Raw genomic sequence first — 21,414 nt, 5'->3', positions numbered from 1 at the left:
TGGCGGCCCGTCAATCGGGCCAGCCGTGTTCATGGCGTGAAGATGGGGTAAGAAGTGCTGCGGGCATAGACCGGCAACAGGAACGGATTGTTCCCGATTGGTGAACGATAAAACCGACTGTTCAACCCAGTCGATAGAGGCATGCCTCAATGATCGTCGGCGAGGCCCATGCTCCAGTAACCGACGGCGCGCAGCGATGCCTTGGGGAAGGCGATCTCATCAGTGAGGAAGGATTTCGCCGCCCTCGCCTCGGACTTCTCGCAGGCGACGAAAACATGCAGGCCGTCATGCTCGCCCGTCCAGGCATGGCCGCGCAACGCCTGTTCGATAAGGCCCGATGTGCCGGCGGGCTTGCCGCGCCGATAAAGCCATGTCCATTCGACATTGGCTGCGCAGACGATCTCCTGCCGTTCCGCCTCGTTGTCGATCTCGGCATAGACGCTGAGCGTCTTGCCAACAGGCATTTCCGCCGCCATGCGCAGCATCACCGGCAGCGCGGTCTCGTCGCCGGCAAAGACGTAACGCTCCGCTTCCGGGCAAGTGCCGCTCGGACCGATGATGCCGAGAACGTCGCCCGGCTTTGCCGTCGCACCGAAATTTGCGCCCGGCATGTCATCGCCCTCATGCATGACGAAATCGATATCCACCTCACCGCGGCCGACATCGCCGGAGCGGATGGTATAGACGCGCCGCGTCAGAAGATCGTCGCCCGCCGGCCAGACGATCGCGCCGGTGGGCGCGAGATAAGGCCAGACCGCAGCGCGCGCCTGATCGGGAACGAGCAGCAGGCGAACATGCATGCCGCCGGTGACAAGCCTTTCAATACCGCTTTCGACGGACACCACGAGACGGCGCATATGCGGCGTCAGATTATAGGCGCGGGCAACCTTGCCGACGAAGAGATTGGGTAGCTCGCGCTGATAGGCGCCGTGTCCGCTCCAACGGAAATCGAGTCCCGTCTTGCCGGAAAACTCAACGATATGCTCAGCCACCATGGCCTTGACCGACGTCAATATATGTTCCGAAACGCAGCTTACCCGGGCGGCGAACCGGCCACCTTCGGCGCTGAAGCTGCCATGGCCATATTCCGCCTTGAAACGCACCGTCGTCCCTTCCCGCTCCATCTCCATATGCTCCGAAAAATGATCCTCGAAAGCATCGACGATCGATGCGGGATCGGGCAGCGAGACAGAGGTTTCTGCAGACAGGAGAGACACGGGCACAAATCCTTCACTTTGTAGTCGAGTATTCTTAAACCGGACCCGACTGCGCTGTAAAGATGTTTGCTGCACTCCCCGTCATGCCCGTCTTGAGCCGGCATGACGGAGGAGGCTGGAAGGTTGCTTAAGCAGTTTCCGGCAATTGCCAGTCGATAGGCTCGCGGCCATGGGATACCAGGAAGGCGTTTGCCTTGGAAAAATGGCCATTGCCGAAAAAGCCGTTATGGGCCGAAAGCGGCGAAGGGTGCGGCGAGCGCAGCACGAGGTGTTTTTTCTGGTCCACGAAAGCCGCCTTCTTCTGGGCATAGGAACCCCAGAGCAGGAACACCACATGCTCGCATTCGTCATTGACGGCGCGGATGACGGCATCGGTGAACTTTTCCCAGCCCTGCCCCTGATGCGAGGCAGCGCGCGATTCTTCCACCGTCAGCACGCTGTTGAGCAAAAGCACACCCTGTTTCGCCCAGCTTTCCAGAAAACCGTGACTGACGGGGCGGATGCCCAGATCGCTCTGCAGTTCCTTGTAGATATTGACGAGCGAGGGCGGAATGCGCACACCGGGCTGCACCGAAAAGCAAAGCCCATGTGCCTGGCCAACCCCATGATAGGGGTCCTGCCCCAGAATGACGACCTTGACCCTGTCGAGCGGGGTCAGATCCAGCGCCCGGAAATATTCGGCACCCTTGGGAAAGATGTGCTTGCCAGCAGTTTTTTCGGCAAGCAGGAAATCTTTGAGCTTCTGCATGTAGGGGCTGGCGAATTCGGTGGAAAGAACACGTTTCCAGCTGTCTTCGAGTTTGACGCCTGCCTCTGCCATGATGTGCCTCTTTGTTACTTGAACCGGTTGCCGCGCTGCAGCACTTCGATCTTGTAGCCATCCGGATCGCAAATGAAGAAATATTTCGCGAAAGGCTGACCTTTATGGTCGGCTTCGATGATCTTGCCCGGAGACAGGCCAAGCTCGATGAAACGCTGATGTTCGGCATCCACATCGGCAACGCTGACCGCGAGATGGCCGTAGCCGTCACCCAGCGCATAGGGCACTTCGCGACCCCGGTTGACAGTCAGCTCCAGCTCGAAATCGCCTTCGGCATTGCTGAGATAGATCAGCGTGAAATTTTCGAACTCGGCACGTTCCGCAATCTCAAGCCCGAAAGCCTGCTTGTAAAACTCCACCGAACGCTTTTCTTCCAGCACCCGGACCATCGAGTGGATCAGCTTGGCCATGGTGTTTTCCTTCTGCTTCTTATCTCGTCGTCGTCCGGTTGTGCTCCGGACATTGCGGACCAAGGGGATAAAGACAGAGTGCCGTGCTTTCAACCCTAAAGACGGATTAAGGAGCAGGGGAAACCGCCCGATCACGGCAAATGTGATGGCGAAACAGTTGGCGCATGACCTGGACACGCGGGCTTTCCGGTCAAAATGGCCCTCACATTTCGCCCCGCCGCTCTATCCTGAGTAGAGAACTCATGATACCGGCATATCCATGCGCCTTCTGTACCTCTGTCTTGGCTGGCTTATGGTCGCGACCGGCATCGTCGGCGCGTTTCTTCCCGTTTTGCCCACCACGCCATTTCTGCTGCTGGCGCTCTGGTGCTTTTCCCGCTCCTCACCGAAACTCGAGGCGTGGCTTCTGACCCACCCCCGATTCGGCCCGTCGCTTCGGCAATGGCGCGAACGCGGCGCAATTGCCCGCAAGGCAAAGATTGCGGCCCTGTCGGCCATGTGTGCGAGTTATGCCGCCTTCTGGTTCCTCAGCGACCCGCCGGCTCTGCGCGCGGCAATCGTTGCCGCCGTCATGCTCGGCTCTGCACTCTTCATCGTCACCCGGCCGGAAAGCTGAGGCGACATCACCTTTAGAGCCTTGTCGCATTTCCTGACGGAAAACCGGGTTCCACTTTTCCTGGAAATGCTCTAGCGATGCCTCGACTGCGGCAGCACATAAGGAATATGCCGCGCCGGCAGACGTCCGACGACGCCGCCAATGCCATAGACCCTTTCAATCGTCTCGTCGCTGATCGTGTCCAGCGATGGACCGCTCGCCGTTACCCGGCCGCCATGCATGACGATAAGTTGATCGGCAAATTCTGCCGCAAGGTTGAGATCGTGCAGGATGGCAAGCACGAGACCGCCGCCAATAGCGAAATCCCGCGCCGTTTCCAGCACCGCGATCTGGTGGCCGATATCGAGACTGGCCGTCGGCTCGTCGAGAAAGAGAGCCCGCACCTCGCCGTTTTCCACGGGATGCGGCACCTGGGCGAGAGCGCGGGCAAATTGCACGCGCTGCTGCTCGCCGCCAGACAGCATGTTGTAGGAGCGCTGCTCGAACCCGCGAAGCCCGGCCCTGGCGAGCGCCCGGCGGGCCTGCTCTTCCGGCGCGCGCGACCCTTGCGCGACAGCGCCCATTCGCACGATTTCGAGCGCGGTGAAAGGAAAGGCAAGCTGGGTATTCTGCGGCAGCACGGCGCGGATGCGCGCAAGCTGAACCGGCGTAAACAACGGCAGGGCAACATCATTATAGGTCACTGAACCGGCCTCGGCACGCATCTCGCCGGACAGAACCTTCATCAGCGTCGATTTTCCGGCACCGTTCGGACCGATAATGACATTGACCTTGCCGGGCTTCAGATCGACGCAGACCTCATCGAGCAGACGGCGGCCGGAGCGGATGAGGGTGAGGTTTTCGGCCTGGATCATGACATGTTCCGCATGGAAAATCCGCCGCGGCCAAGCAGCAGGAACAGGAAGACCGGCGCGCCGATCAGCGCGGTGACCACACCGATGGGCAATTCCGCCGGTGCCGCAACCGTGCGGGCAAAACTGTCGGCGAGAAGCAGAAGTGCGGCCCCGCCAAGTGCAGAGGCCGGCAGCAGGAAGCGGTGCGATGGGCCAATGGCAAGCCGCAGCAGATGCGGCACGACGATACCGACAAAACCGATGGAGCCGGCAGCCGCCACGCTCGCCCCGCAGGCAGCGGCAACGGCCAGAATGATGACTCGCTTCAGCCGCTGCACGGGAATGCCCATGTGAAAGGCCGCCGCATCGCCAAGGATCAGCGCATCCAGCCCCCTTGCGACAAAGGGAATGATGGCGAGCACGACGATGATGAAGGGCAAGGTGGCGAGAACCTTGGCAGGGGTGGCCCCACCAAGCGAACCGAGAGACCAGAAGGTGATGTCGCGGAGCGCCCGGTCATCGGCCACAAAAATCATCAGGCCGGTCAGCGCACCGCTAATCGCCGCAACCGCAATGCCGGCCAGAATAAGCGTCGTCGTGGAGGTGGCGCCATCCCTTGTGGCAATGACGTAAAGCAGCCAGGTGTTCAAAAGCCCGCCGAAAAACGCCATCAGCGGCAGAAAATGCGGGCCGAAAAATACGGCGACCGTTGCGAGCGCACCTTCCCCAAGAGAGATTGCCGCAACCGCAAAAAGTGCTGCACCCGAGGTGACACCGACAATGCCGGGATCGGCCAGCGGATTGCGGAAAAGACCCTGCATCATGGCGCCCGAGACGCCAAGCCCAGCACCGATCAACATGCCGAGCGCCGTGCGCGGCAATCGCACCGCCTCAAGAATGACTTTATCACGCGCATCGAGTTGATCCGCGCTGCCAGTCAGATAGGCCCAGAGTTCGGAAATGCCCACACCCGTGGGCCCGCTGACGAGCGACACGCCGCAGGCAAACAGCAGGATGCCAACGAGCACGGCAAGGGTAACGACCCCCTGACGGGATCTGTCACCGGCAACCCTGCCCTCCGTGGAACTCAAGGCAGCAAGGCTCACGGCTTCACCACATCAGGGTAGAGCTTGTGCGCCAGTTCACGACCGGCGGCGGGCGTGCGCGGGCCAAAACCGATGAGGTAAAGCCCGTCCATGCTGATCAGCGCCTTCTCCGCAGCAGCCGGCGTGGACTGGAACGCGGGCAGCGCGAAAATCTCATCCGCCTTGCCGGCATGGTCGCCGCGCGCCATGGTCAGCACCACATCGGGCGCGGAGGCGATGACCGCCTCATCCGTCAACGGCTTGTACCCGCTGATTTCCTGCGCGGCATTGATGCCGCCGGCCATTTCGATGATCGCCGCCGCTTCGGTGCCCTTGCCCGCCGCCATGATGCGACCGCCGGCGCTGGAGAGCACGAAGAGCACACGCTTCCTGTTCTTTTCCGGCACGGCTGAGACGTCCTTGGCGAGCACATCAAGCCCGGCTTTGGTTTCCGCGGCCAATGCCTTTGCCTTGTCGGCAAGACCAACTGCCGCACCGACATCTTCGATCTTCCTGGGGATGGCGTCGCCGCTCGGCGGGGTATCGACGGTGACGAAAGGCACCGCACTGGCCTTGAGGATGGCAACGACATCCGCCGGGCCGGACCCATCTTCAGACAGGATGAGATCGGGCTTCTGCGACAGAATGCCCTCCGACGAGAGCGCCCGCATATAGCCGATATCGGGCTTGGACAGCACGTCCGCCGGATAGCTGCTGGTGCTGTCACGCGCAACGATGCGGTCGCTCGCGCCGAGCGCATAAAGGATTTCCGTTACCGTACCGCCGACTGCAACGATGCGTTTCGCCTCCGGATTGCCCTTGTCCGAAGCTCTAGCTCCGGGCGCGGCAACGGCGATGACGGCGGGCACGAGGGCGGCGAAAACGAACGAGCGAAGGCTTAAATTCAACATGACGCTATCCTGAAACACAAGCTGGCACGGGCGGATACGGGATTGCCCATCTTATTTAACTTGAGTTATTTGCACATGTTTATAGAAGGCGCAATCGATAAGTGGAGTAAAATTGTTCGCTTTATCGTCAGCCTCTTTCCATCCACGCTTCGGCTGGATATCCTGACTGCAACTGTAAACTTAAAGGGAGACTTCCATGTTTATCGCAATGAACCGTTTTCGCGTCGTACCGGGCTATGAGGATACCTTCGAATCCATCTGGCGCGAGCGTAAATCGCACCTGAGCGAGCTGCCGGGCTATATCGAATTTCACATGCTGAAAGGCCCGAAGGCGGATGACCACACGCTCTATGCCTCGCACACCGTCTGGGCCACCAAGGACGATTTCCTGAGCTGGACCAAATCCGAACAGTTCCGCGCCGCCCATGCCAAGGCCGGTGAGAACCGTGGCAAGGTCGAATATCTTTCCGGCCCGCATTTCGAAGGTTTTGACGTCATCATCCACGAAGACAAGAATGGCGAACGCCGTTCGATTGCCGCCTGAGGCTCGCCTATGAGCATTGCAGCACAAAAGACCGATGATCGGCAGGCCCGCGCTGCCGCAGCACTTGCCGAAAAGCCTGACGGCATCGTGGAAGCCATTGCCGCCAAGGCAGAGGTGACATCAGCCGAGGTTCTGGCGATCCTGCCGCAAGGTGCGGCCGTTTCGGCTGGTTCCGATCAGTTCGACGCGATTTGGAACGAGATGCGCGGCTGGGGCGAAGTCCTGATGATCGTCCAGACCGGCGATATCGTGCTGGAAGTGCCGGGCGACCTGCCAGAGGGCAGCGAAAGCCACGGCTGGTTCAACATCCACGGGGACAGCCCCATCGGCGGCCACATCAAGAAGGACAATTGCGCCGGCATCACCTTCGTCGATCGCGGCTTTCATGGCCGACGCTCCTGTTCCGTCTGGTTCATGAATGCCGCCGGCGGCGCCATGTTCAAGATTTTCGTCCGTCGCGACGAAAACAAGGAACTGCGTGGCGATCAGCTGGCGAAGTTCGAAGCGCTGCGGGACAGTTTCCGTGGCTAAGTGAATGGGAGGCTGCTGGTGGTGGCCTCCCTCCTTCCTCATCAGTCCGCGATGGCTCAGCCCCACTCGTGAGGAAACATTCACCGGTTCATCGCCCGTTCAGTGCCGTTTTTTATCATCCGCTGAAATTCGATCAGCAGCACGGAGCAAGCACCATGAACGACCGCCAGCCACTTCTTTCGCGCCGGAATTTCGCAGGGCTCCTCGCGCTTGCACCGCTTTTTGCAGCGGGCGGTGCGGCTGCCGCACCCGCAAGCCTGCGCGGCAGCGTTTCCTATCGCGAGCGGATCGCCCTGCCGCCGGGCGCGACTGTTACGGTGCGCCTCATCGACGTCTCGCTGGCGGACGCGCCTTCGCAGACGATCGCCGAAACAACCATACGCCCGCGTGGGCAGGTGCCGGTACCCTTCGTTTTGCGTTATGACGACCGCGACATCCGTGGCCGCCGCTCCTATGCGCTCAGCGCCGAAATCCGCGAGGGCGACCGGCTGCTCTTCACCACCACGCGCCGTTACTCGGTTCTGGCCGGTGGGCGTGACGATACCAATCTCGTTCTGGAACGGGTGGCGGCGGCTCCAGGCAGGCCGGAGCCGCAGGCTGGCATTGAGGGGCGCTGGCTGGTGCAGGAAATCCGTGGCGAAAGGATTCGCGGCCGCCGCGAGGCAACGCTGGAAATTTCCCGCGAGGGCGGCGTTTCCGGCAATGCCGGCTGCAACGGCATCGGCGGCGAGGTGAAGATAAGCCGCAACCGCCTCGATTTCGGCCGGATGATTTCCACCCAGATGGCCTGCGCTCCTGACATCATGCGCCAGGAAAGGCAGTTCATCGAAGCGCTTGAAGGCGCCCGCTCCTTCCGGCTCGAGCCGCGCCGCGGCACGCTGGAGCTGATCGACGGCCGCGGCCGCCCGGCCATGCGCCTGCGCCGCGCCTGAGAGTGGTAACGGCAGGCGGCAACGCCTGCCGCCGCCGTGCTGGCCGTGGAACATTCCATGTCGCTTCCGGCACGGCGCGGCCCCTTTTCCCGTCTTATGACTTTGCTGCACTCGTCTTGGCGCTTTGCTCCGCCACAGAGCTGCGCTATGGAACGCGCCAACTGCGCCGGTTCTCGCCGGTGCAAAGTCTTTGAGGGAAAACGAATGACAACCTATGTTCTGACAGTAGCCTGCAAATCGACCCGCGGCATCGTCGCCGCGATTTCCGGTTATCTGGCGGAAAAGGGCTGCAACATCGTCGACAGTTCGCAGTTTGACGACCTCGAGACCGGCAAGTTCTTCATGCGCGTTTCCTTCATTTCCGAAGAGGGCGCGACGATGCAGGCCATCACCGAGGGCTTTCAGCCGGTGGCGGAAAAATTCGGCATGGAAGCCCGCATCTATAGCGACGGCCAGCGCATGAAAACACTTCTGATGGTGTCCCGCTTCGGCCATTGCCTCAACGATCTGCTCTACCGCTGGAAGATCGGCGCGCTGCCGATCGATATCGTCGGCGTCGTCTCCAACCATTTCGAATATCAGAAAGTGGTGGTCAACCACGATATTCCCTTCCACCACATCAAGGTAACGAAGGAAAACAAGCCGCAGGCCGAAGCGCAGCTGATGGACCTGATCGAGACCAGCGGCACCGAACTGGTGGTGCTGGCGCGTTACATGCAGGTGCTGTCCGATAACATGTGCCGCAAGATGTCGGGCCGTATCATCAACATCCACCACTCCTTCCTGCCATCCTTCAAGGGCGCCAACCCCTACAAGCAGGCGTATGACCGCGGCGTAAAGCTGATCGGCGCGACAGCCCATTACGTCACCGCCGATCTGGACGAAGGCCCGATCATCGAGCAGGACACGGTGCGCGTCACCCATGCCCAATCTGCCGAAGACTACGTCTCTCTTGGCCGTGATGTGGAAAGCCAGGTACTGGCACGCGCCATCCATGCCCACATCCACCACCGCACTTTCATCAACGGCAACCGAACCGTAGTCTTCCCGCCAAGCCCGGGCAGCTACGCTTCGGAACGGATGGGCTAATACGCCACGAAAACAACGCGGAATTATTTTTACCGACCGGCAACCGAGCATCCCATGTGACCGTTTCTTCACTGTAGCCCAACAGCGAGGTCTCTCACATGAAAAAACTCGTCATTGCCGGCGCCGCGTTTCTCATCGCGGCGGGGTCCAGCTTCGCCCAGCAGCCGCCACCACCGCCGGGACCAGCGGACGCTGGTTCAAGGGCGGATGCGCCGCCGCCACCTCCTCCGCCCGGCCCTGGTGGTCCGAGGGAAGCAGGCTGGCGGGACGGCCCGCATGGCAAGAGAATGCCACCCCCGCCCTCCAAGGCAGCGCATTTCAGGATTGAAGACGGCGAGCGCAAAATCGACGTCAAATGTGCCGATGACGAGCCGATGAAGGCCTGCGCTGACATCATGATGCAGATTATCGACAAGATGAACGAATAGGACCGCGAGTCTCATCCAAGGGGACGGCGCGGCAGTGCCGCCTCAGGAAAACTCCACCCGGGCCCTTAAGCCCCGCCCGCCCGCGCCGTCCTCCAGCGTCAGTCGCCCGCCGAACAGCCCGGCGATCTCCTCGATGATCGCAAGGCCGAGGCCGGCGCCGGGGGCGGCGTTGGCTTCGCCGCGGGCGAAGCGCTGGCGCACCATGGCGCGTTTGTCTGTGGGGATGCCGGGTCCGTTATCTTCCACTTCCAGCCAGACGGCACCCCCTTGCCTGCCGACGCGCACGGTGACTTCCGCACCACGCCCCGCGTAGTTGATGGCATTGGAAACGAGATTGCCGATCAGTTCACCGATAAGGAGCGGCTCGGCGAGAATTGTCGCTTCGCCCTCGCCTTCGAAACCGAGATCGATACCGGCATCGGCCGCGCGTGGCACGAAATCTGCCGTCACGTTTTGCGCCACCGCCACGAGGTCGATCTGGGAAAAATCATGTTTTTCGCTCGAACCGGCGGCATCGATATTGGCCATGCGCAGCAACTGGGCGAGGATGTGTTCGGCATGGGCCACCGAAGCGCCGCCCTTGCGCGCCGCCGCCTGCGCGTCTTCGAGACTTGCGGCGCGGGCGGAAAGCGCAAGCTGGGTGCTGATGATGGCAAGCGGCGTGCGCAATTGATGGCTGGCATTACCGGTGAAATGCCTGAGCGCATCGAGCGCCGATTGCAGCCGCACCATGAAGGAATTGACCGTTTCCACCAGATTTTCCACCTCCACCGGCACGGATTGCCGGATTGGATGCAGGTCGTTGGGGCTGCGCTCGGCAATCGCTTCGCTGAGCCGGTAAAGCGGCCGGAGCGAAATCGTCACCGCGATCCAGACAATGATCGCCGCGCCCACGATCATGAACAGCAGGCGCAAGGCCGAGCGTAGGATGATGGCCTGCGCAAGCTGGCTGCGGGCGATCGTCGTTTCAGCCACCGTCACGGAAAAGGGCACGGAATTGATGCCGGTGGAGGCAAAACGGCGGATCGCGGCGATGCGGATCGGCTCGTCACGAAACACTGCATCGCGATAGGCAGGCGTTTCTCCGGCCGGATTCTCCACCGTCGGCAGGTTCTGGTAACCGGTGAGAAATTGCCCGTTTGGCCCGTCGACACGATAAAACACCCGGTCCTGCGCCGCCGATGTCAGCATTTCCAGCGCAACATAGGGAATATCGACCTCCAGCGAGCCGTCTTCGGCCACCACCACCCGCTCGGCAATCGCAAGCGCAGAACCTGACAGCACCCGGTCGGAGACGACATTGGCCGTATTGACCGCCTCGCGCCAGGTATCAGTGAGCGCAACGCAGCCGATGATGGCGGTGGAGATGAGAAGCCAGCCTAAAAGACGCCGCCTGAGCGAATAGGCGGCCTGTCTCATTCAGCCATCTCCGGCAGCTTTTCCAGATAATAGCCGATGCCACGCGCCGTCTTCACCGTCAGCCCGTGGGGGGCAAGCCGCTTGCGGAGCCGGCTGACATATTGCTCGATGGCGTTGCCTGATATCTCGTCGTCGAAACCGGTCAGCGATTGCACGATCGCCTCCTTGGCAACCACCTTGCCCGCCCGCATGAACAGCACCTCGAGCAGCGCCACTTCACGCGCCGGAATATCGAGCGGGCGCCCATCGGCTGAAAAGGTGCGGGATGTGAGGTCGAACAGGACTTTGCCGAAGCTGAGCGTAGACGAGCGCAGTCCGGCATTGCGACGCAGCAGCACCCGCACCCTCGCCTCAAATTCGGTGATGTCGAAGGGCTTGATCATGTAGTCGTCGGCGCCGAGATCGAGCCCCTTGACCTTCTCCTCCGGCGTGCCACGCGCCGTCAGGATCAGCACCGCCGCCTTGTCCTGGCGCGAGCGCATGGAGCGCAGCACCTCGATGCCGTCCATTTCCGGCAGGTTGAGATCGAGAATGACGAGATCGAAATTTTCCGCCGCAATCGCCGCGTCGGCGGAAGCGCCGTCTGAAACGACATCCACCGCATAACCGCTGCCGCGCAGAAGCGCACACAGCCCTTCCGACAGCACCTGATTGTCCTCGACCAGCAAAATACGCAATTCTTCCTCCCGCAACATTGCCGAGCTTATCCAAGCCCTTGGCGCTTGTGAATGGCAAGCGCGTGCGGCATGATCTTTTCCATGCGTATCGCCGTTTTTCTCTGTCTCTGTCTTTGCATGGCCTCACCAGCGCTTGCACAAGTCGCCGTTTTCCCTGCACCATCAGGCAAGGCGGATGCGGAAACGCTGGTGGTTTATTCCTCGCTGGACGAACCGCTGGCCACGCCGATGATCGAGGGTTTCCAGAAGGCCAACCCCGATATCGCCGTCCATTACGAGGACATGCTGACCGGCGAAATCTATGATCGCATCGTGAAAGAAACCGATGCGGGCAAAAAGACCGCCGATTTCGCCTTTTCATCCGCCATGGATTTGCAGGTGAAGTTGAGCAATGACGGTTACGCCCAGCGCTCCGACCTTGCCATGAGCGCGCGCTGGCCCACCTGGGCCAACTGGCGCAACACCGCCTATGCGCTGACCTTCGAGCCGGCGGTGTTCGTGTATCACAAGCCGAGCTTCACCACCGAAAAGCCGCCCGCCACCCGTGCCGAATTCGTCGATTATCTTGAGCGCCACGCCAAGGAAGTGCATGGCCGCATCGCTACCTACGACATTGAGCGCTCCGGCGTCGGCTTCCTGTTCATGTCGCGCGATCAGGAGCAGTTCGGCGATATATGGAGCGTCATCAAGGCCATGGGCGCGGCCGGCGTGAAGGTCTATTCCACGTCATCCGCCATTCTGGAGCGTGTCTCCGACGGGCGCTTCGTGCTGGGCTACAATATTCTCGGTTCCTACGCGGCCGACTGGGCCTCGCGCCATCCCGATGTCGGCATCGTTCTGCCCAAGGACTATACCGTGGTCATGTCTCGCATCGGGCTGGTGCCGGAAGCCGCCGCCAATCCGGCGCTCGGCCGCCGCTATCTCGAATTCTTCATGTCCAAGGAGGGCCAGACGATCATGGCCGGGCAATTGCAGATCCCCGCCGTCAGCCCTGACGTGGCGGGCGAAAACACCGCCAACACCATGCAGGCGATCCACGGCGCACAATTGCGCCCTGTGCCCGTCAGCCCGGGCCTGATGGTCTATCTGGATCAGGTCAAGCGCAGCCGCCTGATCGAGCGGTGGAACGAGGCGCTACGCTCGCAATAGTAGACGGCAAGCACAAATTAATAGAGAGTAAATGCGCAAGGACTTGCGGTGCGTCAGTTAGATGACAGCTTTTTATGATGCTCTGCAATCCTTCTTCATTCCGTGGAGGCGGAAGAAGATGCGGGAGGAAATCTTGAGGACCGTAGAGCTCCGCGCTGCCCTGGCAGCGTCAGTATAAGCACGGCCTGAAACTCCCTTCCGCATAAACGAAAAACGACGCCCAAAAAGGGCATCCTGAGGAGGGTTTTCTAAGTGAAACATTTTCTTATCGGCACATTTCTGGCAGGCGTGATCGCGCTTCCGGCGGTCGCAGCGGACTACACCATCATCGCGCCGGCCAATCCCGGCGGCGGCTGGGACCAGACCGCGCGTTCCCTGCAGACCGTGCTGCAGGAAGAAGGCATTTCCAAGAGCGTTCAGGTGCAGAACGTGCCAGGTGCCGGCGGCACCATCGGTCTTGCACAGTTCGCCAGCCAGCAGAAGGGTAACCCGAACGCCCTCATCGTCGGCGGTTACGTGATGGTCGGCGCGATCCTCACCAACAAGGCGCCCGTCACCCTCAAGGAAGTGACGCCAATCGCCCGCCTGACCGGTGAATATGAAGCAATCGTCGTTCCGGCATCTTCGCCGCTGAAAACCATCGGCGACCTCGTCGACCAGCTCAAAAAAGATCCGGGCAGCGTGTCCTGGGGCGGCGGCTCGGCCGGCGGCACCGATCATATCGCTGTTGGCCTGATCGCCAAGGCGGCCGGCGTCGATCCGACCAAAATCAACTACATCGCCTATTCCGGCGGCGGCGAAGCGCTTGCCTCGATCCTCGGCTCGCAGGTCACTGCCGGCATTTCGAGCTACGGCGAATTCGAAAGCCAGGTCAAGGCGGGCACGTTGCGCCTGCTGGCCGTTTCCAGCGAAGAGAAGCTGGAAGGCGTTGACGCACCGACGCTCAAGGAAAGCGGCCTCGACGTCGTCGTGCAGAACTGGCGCATGGTCGCTGCTCCTCCCGGCCTGACGCCGGAACAGGAAAAGGCCGTCAGCGCCGATATCGAGAAGCTGGCGAAATCCGCAAAGTGGCAGGAAACGCTGAAGACCAAGAGCTGGATGGATACCTATCTTTCCGGTGACGAGTTCAAGGCGCAGCTTGCCAAGGACACCGACGCCACCGCCGCCATCCTCAAAGAAATCGGACTGGTAAAATGAGCCAGGGTTCCAACCCTTCACAACATCAAGAGCGCCGCCCTGACTGGGCGGCGCTGGCGATCGCCGTAGCCCTCGTCCTTATCGCCTGCGTGATCTTCTGGGACAGTGCGCGTCTCGCCAGCGTCACCGGCTACTCGCCGGTCGGTCCGGCAACGGTCCCATACGCCATCGCCTTCTGTCTTGTCGGCCTTGCGCTCTGGACGGCCATCGAAGCCTGGCGCGGTGATTTTCCTGAACGGGACAAACAGGAAGTCGCCCCGGTCATATGGGTCGTCGCCGGCCTTGCCGCGCAGATGCTGCTGCTGAACGTCGCCGGTTTCTCCATCGCTACCGGTCTCCTGTTTGCGTTTACGGCGCGCGCCTTCGGCAAACGCAAGCTCTGGTATTCGATCCCCATCGGCATCGCTCTGAGCTTCGTCATCTGGATCATCTTTGCGCGGCTGCTGCAACTTTCTCTGCCTGCCGGGCCTCTGGAACGGCTGTTGTTCTAACAGCCATTCCGGCCAAAATTCGAGATCACAGGAAACCGCCGGCGCGCGATGACGCAAACGCCAGCCGTTCCGCCCGCCCATCTGCTCGACTTGGGGGACATCTGTCCATGAGTACGTTTGAATTCCTGCTGCACGGTCTTGAGGTTGCTGCCCAACCCATGAACCTGCTCTATGCGCTGATCGGCGTGACACTCGGCACTGCCGTCGGCGTTCTGCCCGGCATCGGGCCGGCGCTGACGGTCGCTCTGCTTCTGCCCGTTACATACCGGCTTGATCCCGCCGGTTCGCTCATCATGTTCGCCGGCATCTATTATGGCGGCATGTATGGCGGATCGACCACCTCGATCCTGCTCAACACGCCGGGCGAAAGCGCATCGATCGTGACTGCGCTCGAAGGCAACAAGATGGCCCGTGCGGGCCGCGGCGGCCCGGCACTTGCCACCGCCGCCATCGGCTCCTTCGTCGCTGGTCTCATCGCCACCGTCGCTCTCGCCTTTGTTGCACCCTATATCGTCAAGCTGGCGCTGGTTTTCGGCCCGCGCGAATATTTCGCGCTGATGGTGCTCGCTTTTGTCACCGTCTCCTCGGCTTTCGGAGACTCGGCACTGCGCGGCCTTACCTCGCTGTTCATCGGCTTCGCGCTCGCCATCGTCGGTATCGACCAGTTGACCGGCCAGACCCGCATGAGCTTCGGCATTCCCGACCTTCTCGACGGCGTGGAAGTGACGACGCTTGCGGTGGCCATGTTCGCCATCGGCGAGACGCTGTTCATCGTTGCGCAGGGCCAGAGTGGCGACGAGAAGGTCGAAGCGGTCAAGGGTTCGGTCTGGATGAGTGCGCAGGACTGGGCGCGTTCCTGGAAACCCTGGTTGCGCGGCACATTGATCGGTTTCCCGATTGGCGCCATGCCTGCCGGTGGTGCTGAAATCGGCACCTTCCTTTCCTATGCCACCGAAAAGCGGCTCAGCAAACATCCGGAAGAATTCGGCCATGGCGCCATCGAAGGGGTTGCCGGTCCGGAAGCCGCCAACAATGCCTCCGCTGCCGGTACGCTCGTGCCCCTCCTGACCCTCGGCCTGCCGACGACGGCAACCGCTGCCATCATGCTCGCCGGTTTCCAGCAGTTCGGTCTTCAGCCCGGCCCGTTGCTGTTTGCCACCAATCCGCAGCTGGTCTGGGGCCTTATCGCCAGCCTGTTCATTGCCAACCTGATGCTGCTGGTGCTCAATCTGCCACTCATCGGCCTGTGGGTGAAGCTGCTGACCATCCCGAAACCCTGGCTCTATGCCGGCATCCTGCTGTTTGCGACGCTCGGCACCATCGGCGCCAACCCGTCCGTGTTCGAACTCGGCATGCTGCTCGCCTTCGGTATCCTTGGTTACATCATGCGCATCTTCGGTTATCCGATCGCGCCCGCCGTGGTCGGCCTCATCCTCGGGCCGCTTGCCGAACAGCAGCTTCGCCGTGCACTCGCCATCGGCCAGGGCGACCCGACCGTGCTGCTCACCTCACCGATTGCCGTCGGCCTGTTCCTTGTCGCAGCCGCCGCCTTCATCGTCCCGCTCATCATGCGCATCCGCGGCCGCGGCGAGGTGCTGACGCAGCTTGCCGCCAACGAGGACTGATAACAAACAGCCTCCCAAGGCAACTGGCCCCGTCTCCTTCCGGATGCGGGGCCCTTTTTATTCACGGCAACGGGATGTGTGGCGCAGGCACGGCCGTGATAGTATTCCTGTCCAACGCAGGAGAAAAACATGCGCAAGATCGCGATCATGCTGGTTCTGGGCCTTGCCGGCTGCGCCACCGCGGCACCCGACGTGCAACCCATTCCGGGCAGCATCACCTATGGCGGACAACCCCATACCAAATTGACCAAGTCACCCATCGGCAGCACGCTCAGCCACGAATTCGTCATGGGCGACGGCCGGCTGGCGCTTGAAACCTACCGCATCCAGCCTGACCGGTCGCTGAAACTGGAAAGACGCGAGATCGTCGGCGACTGGCCGCCGAATTGAAAAAAGATACGGCCCCTGATGTGGCTCCGGGGTTTGCTTCCGGTGCCACACACATTTCCCGCTCACGGCAATTCAGAACTATTCTAAAACATATTTTTGATTTCCGCATACCTTGCCAATAAAGCTGACAGCGAACATCAAGTTACGCCTGCGGGATCCGCTTCCGCAGGGTCCAGAACCATATTGCAAGGGACATATCCGTGGCCATCAACTTCACCTTCCCCGTTCGGCTGCTGGCAGCAGCGGCCTTCAGCCTTGGCGCGATGACCGCAGGCGCTGAGGAAATGACGGTCAAGCACGCGCAGGGCGAGACCGTTCTGAAAGCCGCGCCGAAAAAGGTTCTGGTTCTGGATATCCCCTCGCTCGACAATCTCGATGCGATGGGCGTCGAGCCAGCTGGTGTCCTTGGTTCCAACCTGCCGACCTATCTCCAGAAATATGCCGATGGCAAATATCTGAAGGTCGGCACGCTGTTCGAACCCGATTACGAGGCGATCAATGCGGCAGAAGCCGATCTCGTCATCGTCGGCGGCCGTTCACGGGCGAAATATCCCGATGTTGCGAAGATCACGCCCGCCATCGACATGTCGATCGATTCCAAGGAATTCATCGCGAGCGTCAAAGCCAATATCACCAAGCTCGGCGATATCTTCGGCAAGCAGGAAGAAGCAAAGAAGCTCGACGCCTCCATTGACGTGAAGGTCGCAAAGCTGAAGGCCATCGCGCCGAATTCCGGCACGGCGATGATCCTCGTCACCAATGCCGGCAAGGTCGGTGTTTACGGCCCAAGCTCGCGCACCGGCTGGCTGCACACGGAAATCGGCTTCAAGCCGGTCGCTCCTGATATCGATGACCGCTTCGACCGGGGCGATGTCGTGTCCTTCGAATATCTGGCCGAGGTCAATCCCGAATGGCTGTTCGTGATCGACCGCGATGCCGGCATCGGCCGCGCAACGGACCCAGGCAAAGCCGCCGCCCAGGTGCTGGACAACGAACTGATCCACCAGACCAACGCCTGGAAGAAAAAGCAGATCGTCTATCTCGACCCGCAGGCGGCCTATATCGTCAGCAGCGGTTATACGGCGCTCACCACCCTGCTTGATCAGGTCTACGAGGCCGTGTCCGAGAAGAAGTCGTAAAAACTGCCTTCGCGACGTCATCCCCGGGCTTCTCCCGAGGATGACGAAGGAGAGGTTCAGTCCTCCGGGCAATCTGCGAGGTCGAAGCGAGCCATCACCATTTTCGAAAAACCACTGACGTGAAATCCCTGTCCCTCATCCTCGCCCTCCTTCTGGCGCTGACACTCGCCATCGTCAGCCTGTTCGTCGGCGTGAGCAACGTCTCGCTGGCGACGCTTTTTGCGCCGGATACGAGCGCGGATGCACTGCGGGTGCTCCTCGTCAGCCGCATTCCGCGCACGCTGGCGCTCATACTGGCCGGAAGCTCGATGGCGATTGCCGGTCTCATCATGCAGATGCTGGTGCGCAACCGCTTCGTGGAGCCTTCGACGGCTGGCACCACCGAATCCGCCGGCCTTGGCCTGCTCACCGTCACCCTGCTTGCCCCGGAAACGCCGATCTTCGGCAAGATGTTGGTGGCCGCCGCTTTCGCGCTGGCGGGAACCGCACTTTTTCTGCGTATTCTACGGCAGGTGCCGCTGCGCGATGTGCTGCTGGTGCCGCTGATCGGCATCATGCTGGGCGGCGTCATTTCTGCCGTCACCACTTTCTTCGCCTATCGTTTCGATCTGCTGCAATCGCTCGGCGCGTGGATGACCGGGGATTTTTCCGGCGTGCTGCGTGGCCGCTATGAATTGCTGTGGATCGGCTTCGTTTTCGCCATCGCCGCCTATCTCGCCGCCGACCGTTTCACGGTGGCAGGCATGGGGCGCGACTTCACCACCAATCTCGGCCTGAACTATCGCCGGGTGATGGCGCTCGGCCTCACCATCGTCTCGCTGGTCAGTGCCGTCGTCGTCGTCACGGTCGGCATGATCCCTTTTCTCGGCCTGATTGTGCCGAATGTGGTCAGCCTGATTATCGGCGACAACATGCGCCGTTCCGTGCCCTGGGTGGCGACGCTTGGCGCGGTCTTCGTTCTTGCCTGCGACATCATCGGCAGAACGGTGCGCGCGCCCTATGAGATACCGATCGGAACCGTGGTCGGCGTCATCGGCAGCGCGCTGTTCCTCTATCTCCTGCTCCGGAAACGCCACCATGGATGAGAGACATCCCGACCGGCGCGCGAAACTCGTGCTGCTGATGCTTCTCGCACTGGCGCTCATCTCCATGGCTGCCTTCATGACGCTCGGTGCAAAGGGCAGTTGGAGCTTCATCCTGCCGTTTCGCGGCATCAAGCTTCTGTCGCTTTTGTTGGTGGCCTATGCCATCGCCGTTTCGACGGTATTGTTCCAGACGGTCACCAACAACCGCATTCTCACCCCTTCGGTGATGGGTTTCGATTCGCTCTATGTGCTGGTGCAGACGGCGCTGATATTCGTATTTGGCTCGGCAACCGTGGTGATGATCGATCCGCAGCTGAAGTTTCTTGCCGAAACCGCGCTGCTCGTCACCTTCTCCGCCCTGCTCTACCGCTGGCTTTTCGTCGGCGCGGAACGCAGCCTGCATCTTCTGGTGCTGGTCGGCATCGTCTTCGGCGTGTTCTTCCGCAGCCTCTCGGGCTTCATGCAGCGCGTACTGGACCCGAATGAATATGCGGTGCTGCAGGATGTGCTGTTCGCCAGCTTCAATTCCATCGATCCCACCCTTCTTGCGGTATCATTCATCATCGTCGGCGTGGTGACGATTATAGGGTTGCAGCTCCTGCACACGCTAGACGTCCTTTCGCTCGGCCGCGCAACGGCCATCAGCCTTGGCGTGGACTACACGCGAACGGTGACGATCATCCTCGTGCTGGTCTCCGTTCTCGTTGCTGTTTCCACCGCACTCGTCGGCCCTGTGATGTTCTTCGGGCTGCTGGTTGCGGCGCTGGCCCATTATCTCACAGGCAACGGCAAACATGCCTATGTGCTGCCGGCTGCAATCCTCATCGCCATCATCTGCCTTGTCGGCGGTCAGGTGGTGCTGGAGCGGATCTTCGCCTTCAACACGGCGCTTTCCATCATCATCGAATTTCTGGGCGGCATCGTCTTTATCGGTCTTATTCTCAAGAGGGGTGCGCGATGATCATCGCCAGTCAGATCAGCAAATCCTATGGCGACACGGTTGTTGTCGATGGCGTCTCCGTCGCCATTCCGGCAGGCGGCGTCACCTCCATCATCGGGCCGAACGGGGCGGGAAAATCCACGCTGCTCTCCATCGTGGCACGGCTGATGTCCATGGATGCGGGAACCGTGACGGTGGACGGGCTGGATGTGACCAAAACCCCTTCCGACACGCTGGCAAAACGGCTCTCGATCCTCAGGCAAGACAACCAGATCTCGTCACGCCTGACGGTGCGCGATCTCGTCGGTTTTGGACGTTATCCCTATTCCAAGGGCCGTCCCACCATCGAGGACAAGGTCCATATCGACCGGGCGCTGGAATATCTCCATCTCGAAAACCTTTCCGGCCGCTTTCTCGACGAGCTTTCCGGCGGCCAGCGTCAGCGCGCCTTCGTGGCAATGGTTCTGTGTCAGGACACGGACTATGTGCTCTTGGACGAGCCGCTCAACAATCTCGACATGAAACACGCCTCAAGCATGATGAAGATCATGCGTCGCGCCGCCGACGAGCTGAAGAAGACCGTGGTTCTGGTGCTGCACGACATCAACTTCGCCTCCTGGTACTCCGACACCATCATCGCCATGCGTGATGGCCGAATCTGCCGCCAGGGACCGGCGGAACAGATTATCCGTCCGGAGGTTCTGCGGGAAATCTACGACATGACCATCAGTGTCAACGACATAGACGGTCGACGCATCTGTCTGTTTTATGAGTGAGATACGACGATTGCAGAGGTTTTTTGCCATTGCCGTCCGAGCGACGGAACAGGGCAACCGGCCAGGGCGTTAATCGGCGGAGATTTTGCCAAACGGCATTCCGTCCGCAACGTCAGGAGACATCGATGAAGACGCACAAGACGAAGAACGACCTGCCTTCCAACGCCAAATCAACGGTGATGGGTATTCTGAACGAATCGCTCGCTTCGGTGATCGACCTTGCACTGGTGACCAAGCAGGCGCACTGGAACCTGAAAGGTCCGCAATTCATCGCCGTGCACGAACTTCTCGACACCTTCCGCGCCCAGCTCGACAATCACGGCGATACCATTGCCGAACGTGTGGTGCAGCTTGGTGGCACGGCGCTCGGTAGCCTGCAATCCGTCTCTTCGATGACCAAGCTCAAGGCCTATCCGACCGATATCTACAAGATCCACGATCATTTGGACGAACTGATCGCCCGTTATGGCGACGTGGCCAACATGATCCGCAAGGCTATCGATGATTCCGACGAGGCCGGCGACCCGACGACAGCGGATATCTTCACCGCCGCCTCGCGCGATCTCGACAAGGCGCTGTGGTTCCTCGAGGCGCACGTTCAGGAAAAGAGCTGAGCCGTAACGCGGCTACTGACACCACACACACGAAAGCGCCCGAGATGCCAGGGCGCTTTTTTTATGAAATGGCGCAATCAGTGCCGACGTAAAACCGCAAGACCGATGTCGCGCAACATCTCATGATCGAGAATGCCGCGCTGGGCGCTACGGATCAAAACCGCCGCGCACTCGTTGGCGACGTGGCTACAGCGATCTTGAAGGCACTCGAAACATACGCCGTCGAAAATATTCTGCAGATCGGTGATCTGCTGGGGCGACAATTGTGCGCCGACTCTTTCAAAAGCTGCATACGACAAGGCTCATCCTCCCGATGATGACATGCCAAGTATCGTTTCTTTTTTTGTGGACATGAAATTTGTACACCCGAACGAATCACTTGTCGAATCAGATTTTAACCAAATGTAAACAGGTTATTTTTTGGCCATCCGGCCGGTTGTGTGCTTTTACAACCCAAATAAAGGCCAGCCGAAACAATACCTTCGCCCGCCAACAC

25 protein-coding genes are annotated in these 21,414 nt (G+C 60.6%); 16 read left to right on the top strand and 9 right to left on the bottom strand.

The features are described 5' to 3' along the window. Positions 1 to 146 precede the first annotated feature (146 nt). The 3 genes from ACQZ45_RS09435 to ACQZ45_RS09425 form a co-directional block, all read right to left on the bottom strand. A complete protein-coding gene (locus tag ACQZ45_RS09435) occupies positions 147 to 1,223 on the bottom strand; it encodes a siderophore-interacting protein (RefSeq protein WP_065662147.1) in 1,077 nt (358 codons plus the stop codon). 121 nt (positions 1,224 to 1,344) lie between these two features. Further along, positions 1,345 to 2,037, bottom strand: a complete 693-nt coding sequence (ung, locus tag ACQZ45_RS09430; RefSeq protein ID WP_025594362.1) for a uracil-DNA glycosylase — start codon at positions 2,035 to 2,037, stop codon at positions 1,345 to 1,347. A 14-nt stretch (positions 2,038 to 2,051) separates the two neighbouring features. Further along, positions 2,052 to 2,447: a VOC family protein gene (locus tag ACQZ45_RS09425; protein ID WP_003514001.1), complete on the bottom strand. Its 396-nt coding sequence runs from the start codon at positions 2,445 to 2,447 to the stop codon at positions 2,052 to 2,054. Between the two features lie 259 nt (positions 2,448 to 2,706). Here ACQZ45_RS09425 and ACQZ45_RS09420 point away from each other — a divergent pair, with 259 nt between their 5' ends. Further along, a complete protein-coding gene (locus tag ACQZ45_RS09420) occupies positions 2,707 to 3,063 on the top strand; it encodes a YbaN family protein (protein ID WP_003514002.1) in 357 nt (118 codons plus the stop codon). Between the two features lie 71 nt (positions 3,064 to 3,134). Here ACQZ45_RS09420 and ACQZ45_RS09415 read toward each other — a convergent pair whose 3' ends face one another. The 3 genes from ACQZ45_RS09415 to ACQZ45_RS09405 are packed head-to-tail and all read right to left on the bottom strand — an operon-like array spanning position 3,135 to position 5,892. Beyond that, positions 3,135 to 3,917 carry a heme ABC transporter ATP-binding protein gene (locus tag ACQZ45_RS09415; protein ID WP_003514004.1) on the bottom strand — a complete coding sequence of 261 codons (783 nt, stop codon included), beginning with the start codon at positions 3,915 to 3,917 and terminating at the stop codon, positions 3,135 to 3,137. After that, entirely contained in the window at positions 3,914 to 5,002 is a 1,089-nt protein-coding gene (locus ACQZ45_RS09410; protein WP_003514007.1) for a FecCD family ABC transporter permease, read from the bottom strand. Before ACQZ45_RS09410 ends, ACQZ45_RS09415 begins: the two co-directional genes overlap by 4 nt. After that, positions 4,999 to 5,892 (bottom strand): heme/hemin ABC transporter substrate-binding protein, encoded by an 894-nt coding sequence (locus ACQZ45_RS09405; RefSeq protein WP_003514008.1) that lies wholly within the window; start codon positions 5,890 to 5,892, stop codon positions 4,999 to 5,001. The genes ACQZ45_RS09410 and ACQZ45_RS09405 overlap by 4 nt, the downstream gene beginning before the upstream one ends. 196 nt (positions 5,893 to 6,088) lie before the next feature. Between ACQZ45_RS09405 and ACQZ45_RS09400 the strand changes: the two genes are divergently transcribed. The 5 genes from ACQZ45_RS09400 (at position 6,089) to ACQZ45_RS09380 (ending at position 9,416) form a co-directional block, all read left to right on the top strand. After that, positions 6,089 to 6,436: an antibiotic biosynthesis monooxygenase family protein gene (locus ACQZ45_RS09400; protein WP_003514016.1), complete on the top strand. Its 348-nt coding sequence runs from the start codon at positions 6,089 to 6,091 to the stop codon at positions 6,434 to 6,436. A gap of 9 nt (positions 6,437 to 6,445) precedes the next feature. Continuing rightward, positions 6,446 to 6,967 carry a heme utilization cystosolic carrier protein HutX gene (gene hutX, locus ACQZ45_RS09395; protein WP_003514017.1) on the top strand — a complete coding sequence of 174 codons (522 nt, stop codon included), beginning with the start codon at positions 6,446 to 6,448 and terminating at the stop codon, positions 6,965 to 6,967. Positions 6,968 to 7,122: 155 nt separating this feature from the next. After that, positions 7,123 to 7,899: a YbaY family lipoprotein gene (locus tag ACQZ45_RS09390; RefSeq protein ID WP_112751987.1), complete on the top strand. Its 777-nt coding sequence runs from the start codon at positions 7,123 to 7,125 to the stop codon at positions 7,897 to 7,899. 204 nt (positions 7,900 to 8,103) lie between these two features. After that, the gene (gene purU, locus ACQZ45_RS09385; RefSeq protein WP_003514019.1) at positions 8,104 to 8,988 is read left to right on the top strand and encodes a formyltetrahydrofolate deformylase; all 885 of its coding nucleotides are present in this window, start codon (positions 8,104 to 8,106) and stop codon (positions 8,986 to 8,988) included. Positions 8,989 to 9,086: 98 nt separating this feature from the next. Further along, positions 9,087 to 9,416 carry a hypothetical protein gene (locus ACQZ45_RS09380; RefSeq protein ID WP_003514020.1) on the top strand — a complete coding sequence of 110 codons (330 nt, stop codon included), beginning with the start codon at positions 9,087 to 9,089 and terminating at the stop codon, positions 9,414 to 9,416. Between the two features lie 42 nt (positions 9,417 to 9,458). On the opposite strand, the gene ACQZ45_RS09375 is transcribed toward ACQZ45_RS09380, so the two are convergent. Both ACQZ45_RS09375 and ACQZ45_RS09370 read right to left on the bottom strand, forming a co-directional pair. Further along, on the bottom strand, positions 9,459 to 10,835 hold the full coding sequence (locus tag ACQZ45_RS09375) for a sensor histidine kinase (RefSeq protein ID WP_113292366.1): 1,377 nt from the start codon (positions 10,833 to 10,835) through the stop codon (positions 9,459 to 9,461). Next, positions 10,832 to 11,512 (bottom strand): response regulator, encoded by a 681-nt coding sequence (locus ACQZ45_RS09370; RefSeq protein WP_065658689.1) that lies wholly within the window; start codon positions 11,510 to 11,512, stop codon positions 10,832 to 10,834. Before ACQZ45_RS09370 ends, ACQZ45_RS09375 begins: the two co-directional genes overlap by 4 nt. A 69-nt stretch (positions 11,513 to 11,581) precedes the next feature. On the opposite strand from ACQZ45_RS09370, the gene ACQZ45_RS09365 reads away from it, so the two are divergent. From ACQZ45_RS09365 to dps, 10 genes are all read left to right on the top strand, one after another. Then, positions 11,582 to 12,661 (top strand): ABC transporter substrate-binding protein, encoded by a 1,080-nt coding sequence (locus ACQZ45_RS09365; RefSeq protein ID WP_113292365.1) that lies wholly within the window; start codon positions 11,582 to 11,584, stop codon positions 12,659 to 12,661. A 252-nt stretch (positions 12,662 to 12,913) separates the two neighbouring features. Next, positions 12,914 to 13,858: a Bug family tripartite tricarboxylate transporter substrate binding protein gene (locus ACQZ45_RS09360; protein WP_003514032.1), complete on the top strand. Its 945-nt coding sequence runs from the start codon at positions 12,914 to 12,916 to the stop codon at positions 13,856 to 13,858. Then, positions 13,855 to 14,349 carry a tripartite tricarboxylate transporter TctB family protein gene (locus ACQZ45_RS09355; protein ID WP_013636754.1) on the top strand — a complete coding sequence of 165 codons (495 nt, stop codon included), beginning with the start codon at positions 13,855 to 13,857 and terminating at the stop codon, positions 14,347 to 14,349. Before ACQZ45_RS09360 ends, ACQZ45_RS09355 begins: the two co-directional genes overlap by 4 nt. Positions 14,350 to 14,456: 107 nt before the next feature. After that, positions 14,457 to 15,974, top strand: coding sequence for a tripartite tricarboxylate transporter permease (locus tag ACQZ45_RS09350; protein WP_003514036.1), 1,518 nt, complete (start codon positions 14,457 to 14,459; stop codon positions 15,972 to 15,974). Between the two features lie 129 nt (positions 15,975 to 16,103). Then, positions 16,104 to 16,364 carry a hypothetical protein gene (locus ACQZ45_RS09345; RefSeq protein WP_113292363.1) on the top strand — a complete coding sequence of 87 codons (261 nt, stop codon included), beginning with the start codon at positions 16,104 to 16,106 and terminating at the stop codon, positions 16,362 to 16,364. 200 nt (positions 16,365 to 16,564) lie between these two features. After that, positions 16,565 to 17,503 carry a siderophore ABC transporter substrate-binding protein gene (locus tag ACQZ45_RS09340; protein WP_113292362.1) on the top strand — a complete coding sequence of 313 codons (939 nt, stop codon included), beginning with the start codon at positions 16,565 to 16,567 and terminating at the stop codon, positions 17,501 to 17,503. A 119-nt stretch (positions 17,504 to 17,622) separates the two neighbouring features. Then, positions 17,623 to 18,588 (top strand): ABC transporter permease, encoded by a 966-nt coding sequence (locus tag ACQZ45_RS09335; RefSeq protein WP_113292361.1) that lies wholly within the window; start codon positions 17,623 to 17,625, stop codon positions 18,586 to 18,588. Next, positions 18,581 to 19,549 carry an iron chelate uptake ABC transporter family permease subunit gene (locus ACQZ45_RS09330; protein ID WP_113292360.1) on the top strand — a complete coding sequence of 323 codons (969 nt, stop codon included), beginning with the start codon at positions 18,581 to 18,583 and terminating at the stop codon, positions 19,547 to 19,549. Before ACQZ45_RS09335 ends, ACQZ45_RS09330 begins: the two co-directional genes overlap by 8 nt. After that, a complete protein-coding gene (locus ACQZ45_RS09325) occupies positions 19,546 to 20,304 on the top strand; it encodes an iron ABC transporter ATP-binding protein (protein WP_113292359.1) in 759 nt (252 codons plus the stop codon). Before ACQZ45_RS09330 ends, ACQZ45_RS09325 begins: the two co-directional genes overlap by 4 nt. A gap of 125 nt (positions 20,305 to 20,429) precedes the next feature. Further along, entirely contained in the window at positions 20,430 to 20,918 is a 489-nt protein-coding gene (gene dps / locus ACQZ45_RS09320) for a DNA starvation/stationary phase protection protein Dps (protein ID WP_065687502.1), read from the top strand. A 77-nt stretch (positions 20,919 to 20,995) separates the two neighbouring features. On the opposite strand, the gene ACQZ45_RS09315 is transcribed toward dps, so the two are convergent. Then, entirely contained in the window at positions 20,996 to 21,217 is a 222-nt protein-coding gene (locus ACQZ45_RS09315) for a hypothetical protein (protein ID WP_013636760.1), read from the bottom strand. Positions 21,218 to 21,414 lie beyond the last annotated feature (197 nt).

Source organism: Agrobacterium sp. 16-2014-1-2a (genome assembly GCF_053522705.1).
The sequence above is the reverse complement of the archived record's forward strand: the minus strand, read 5'-3'. Positions and strand labels throughout refer to the sequence as shown.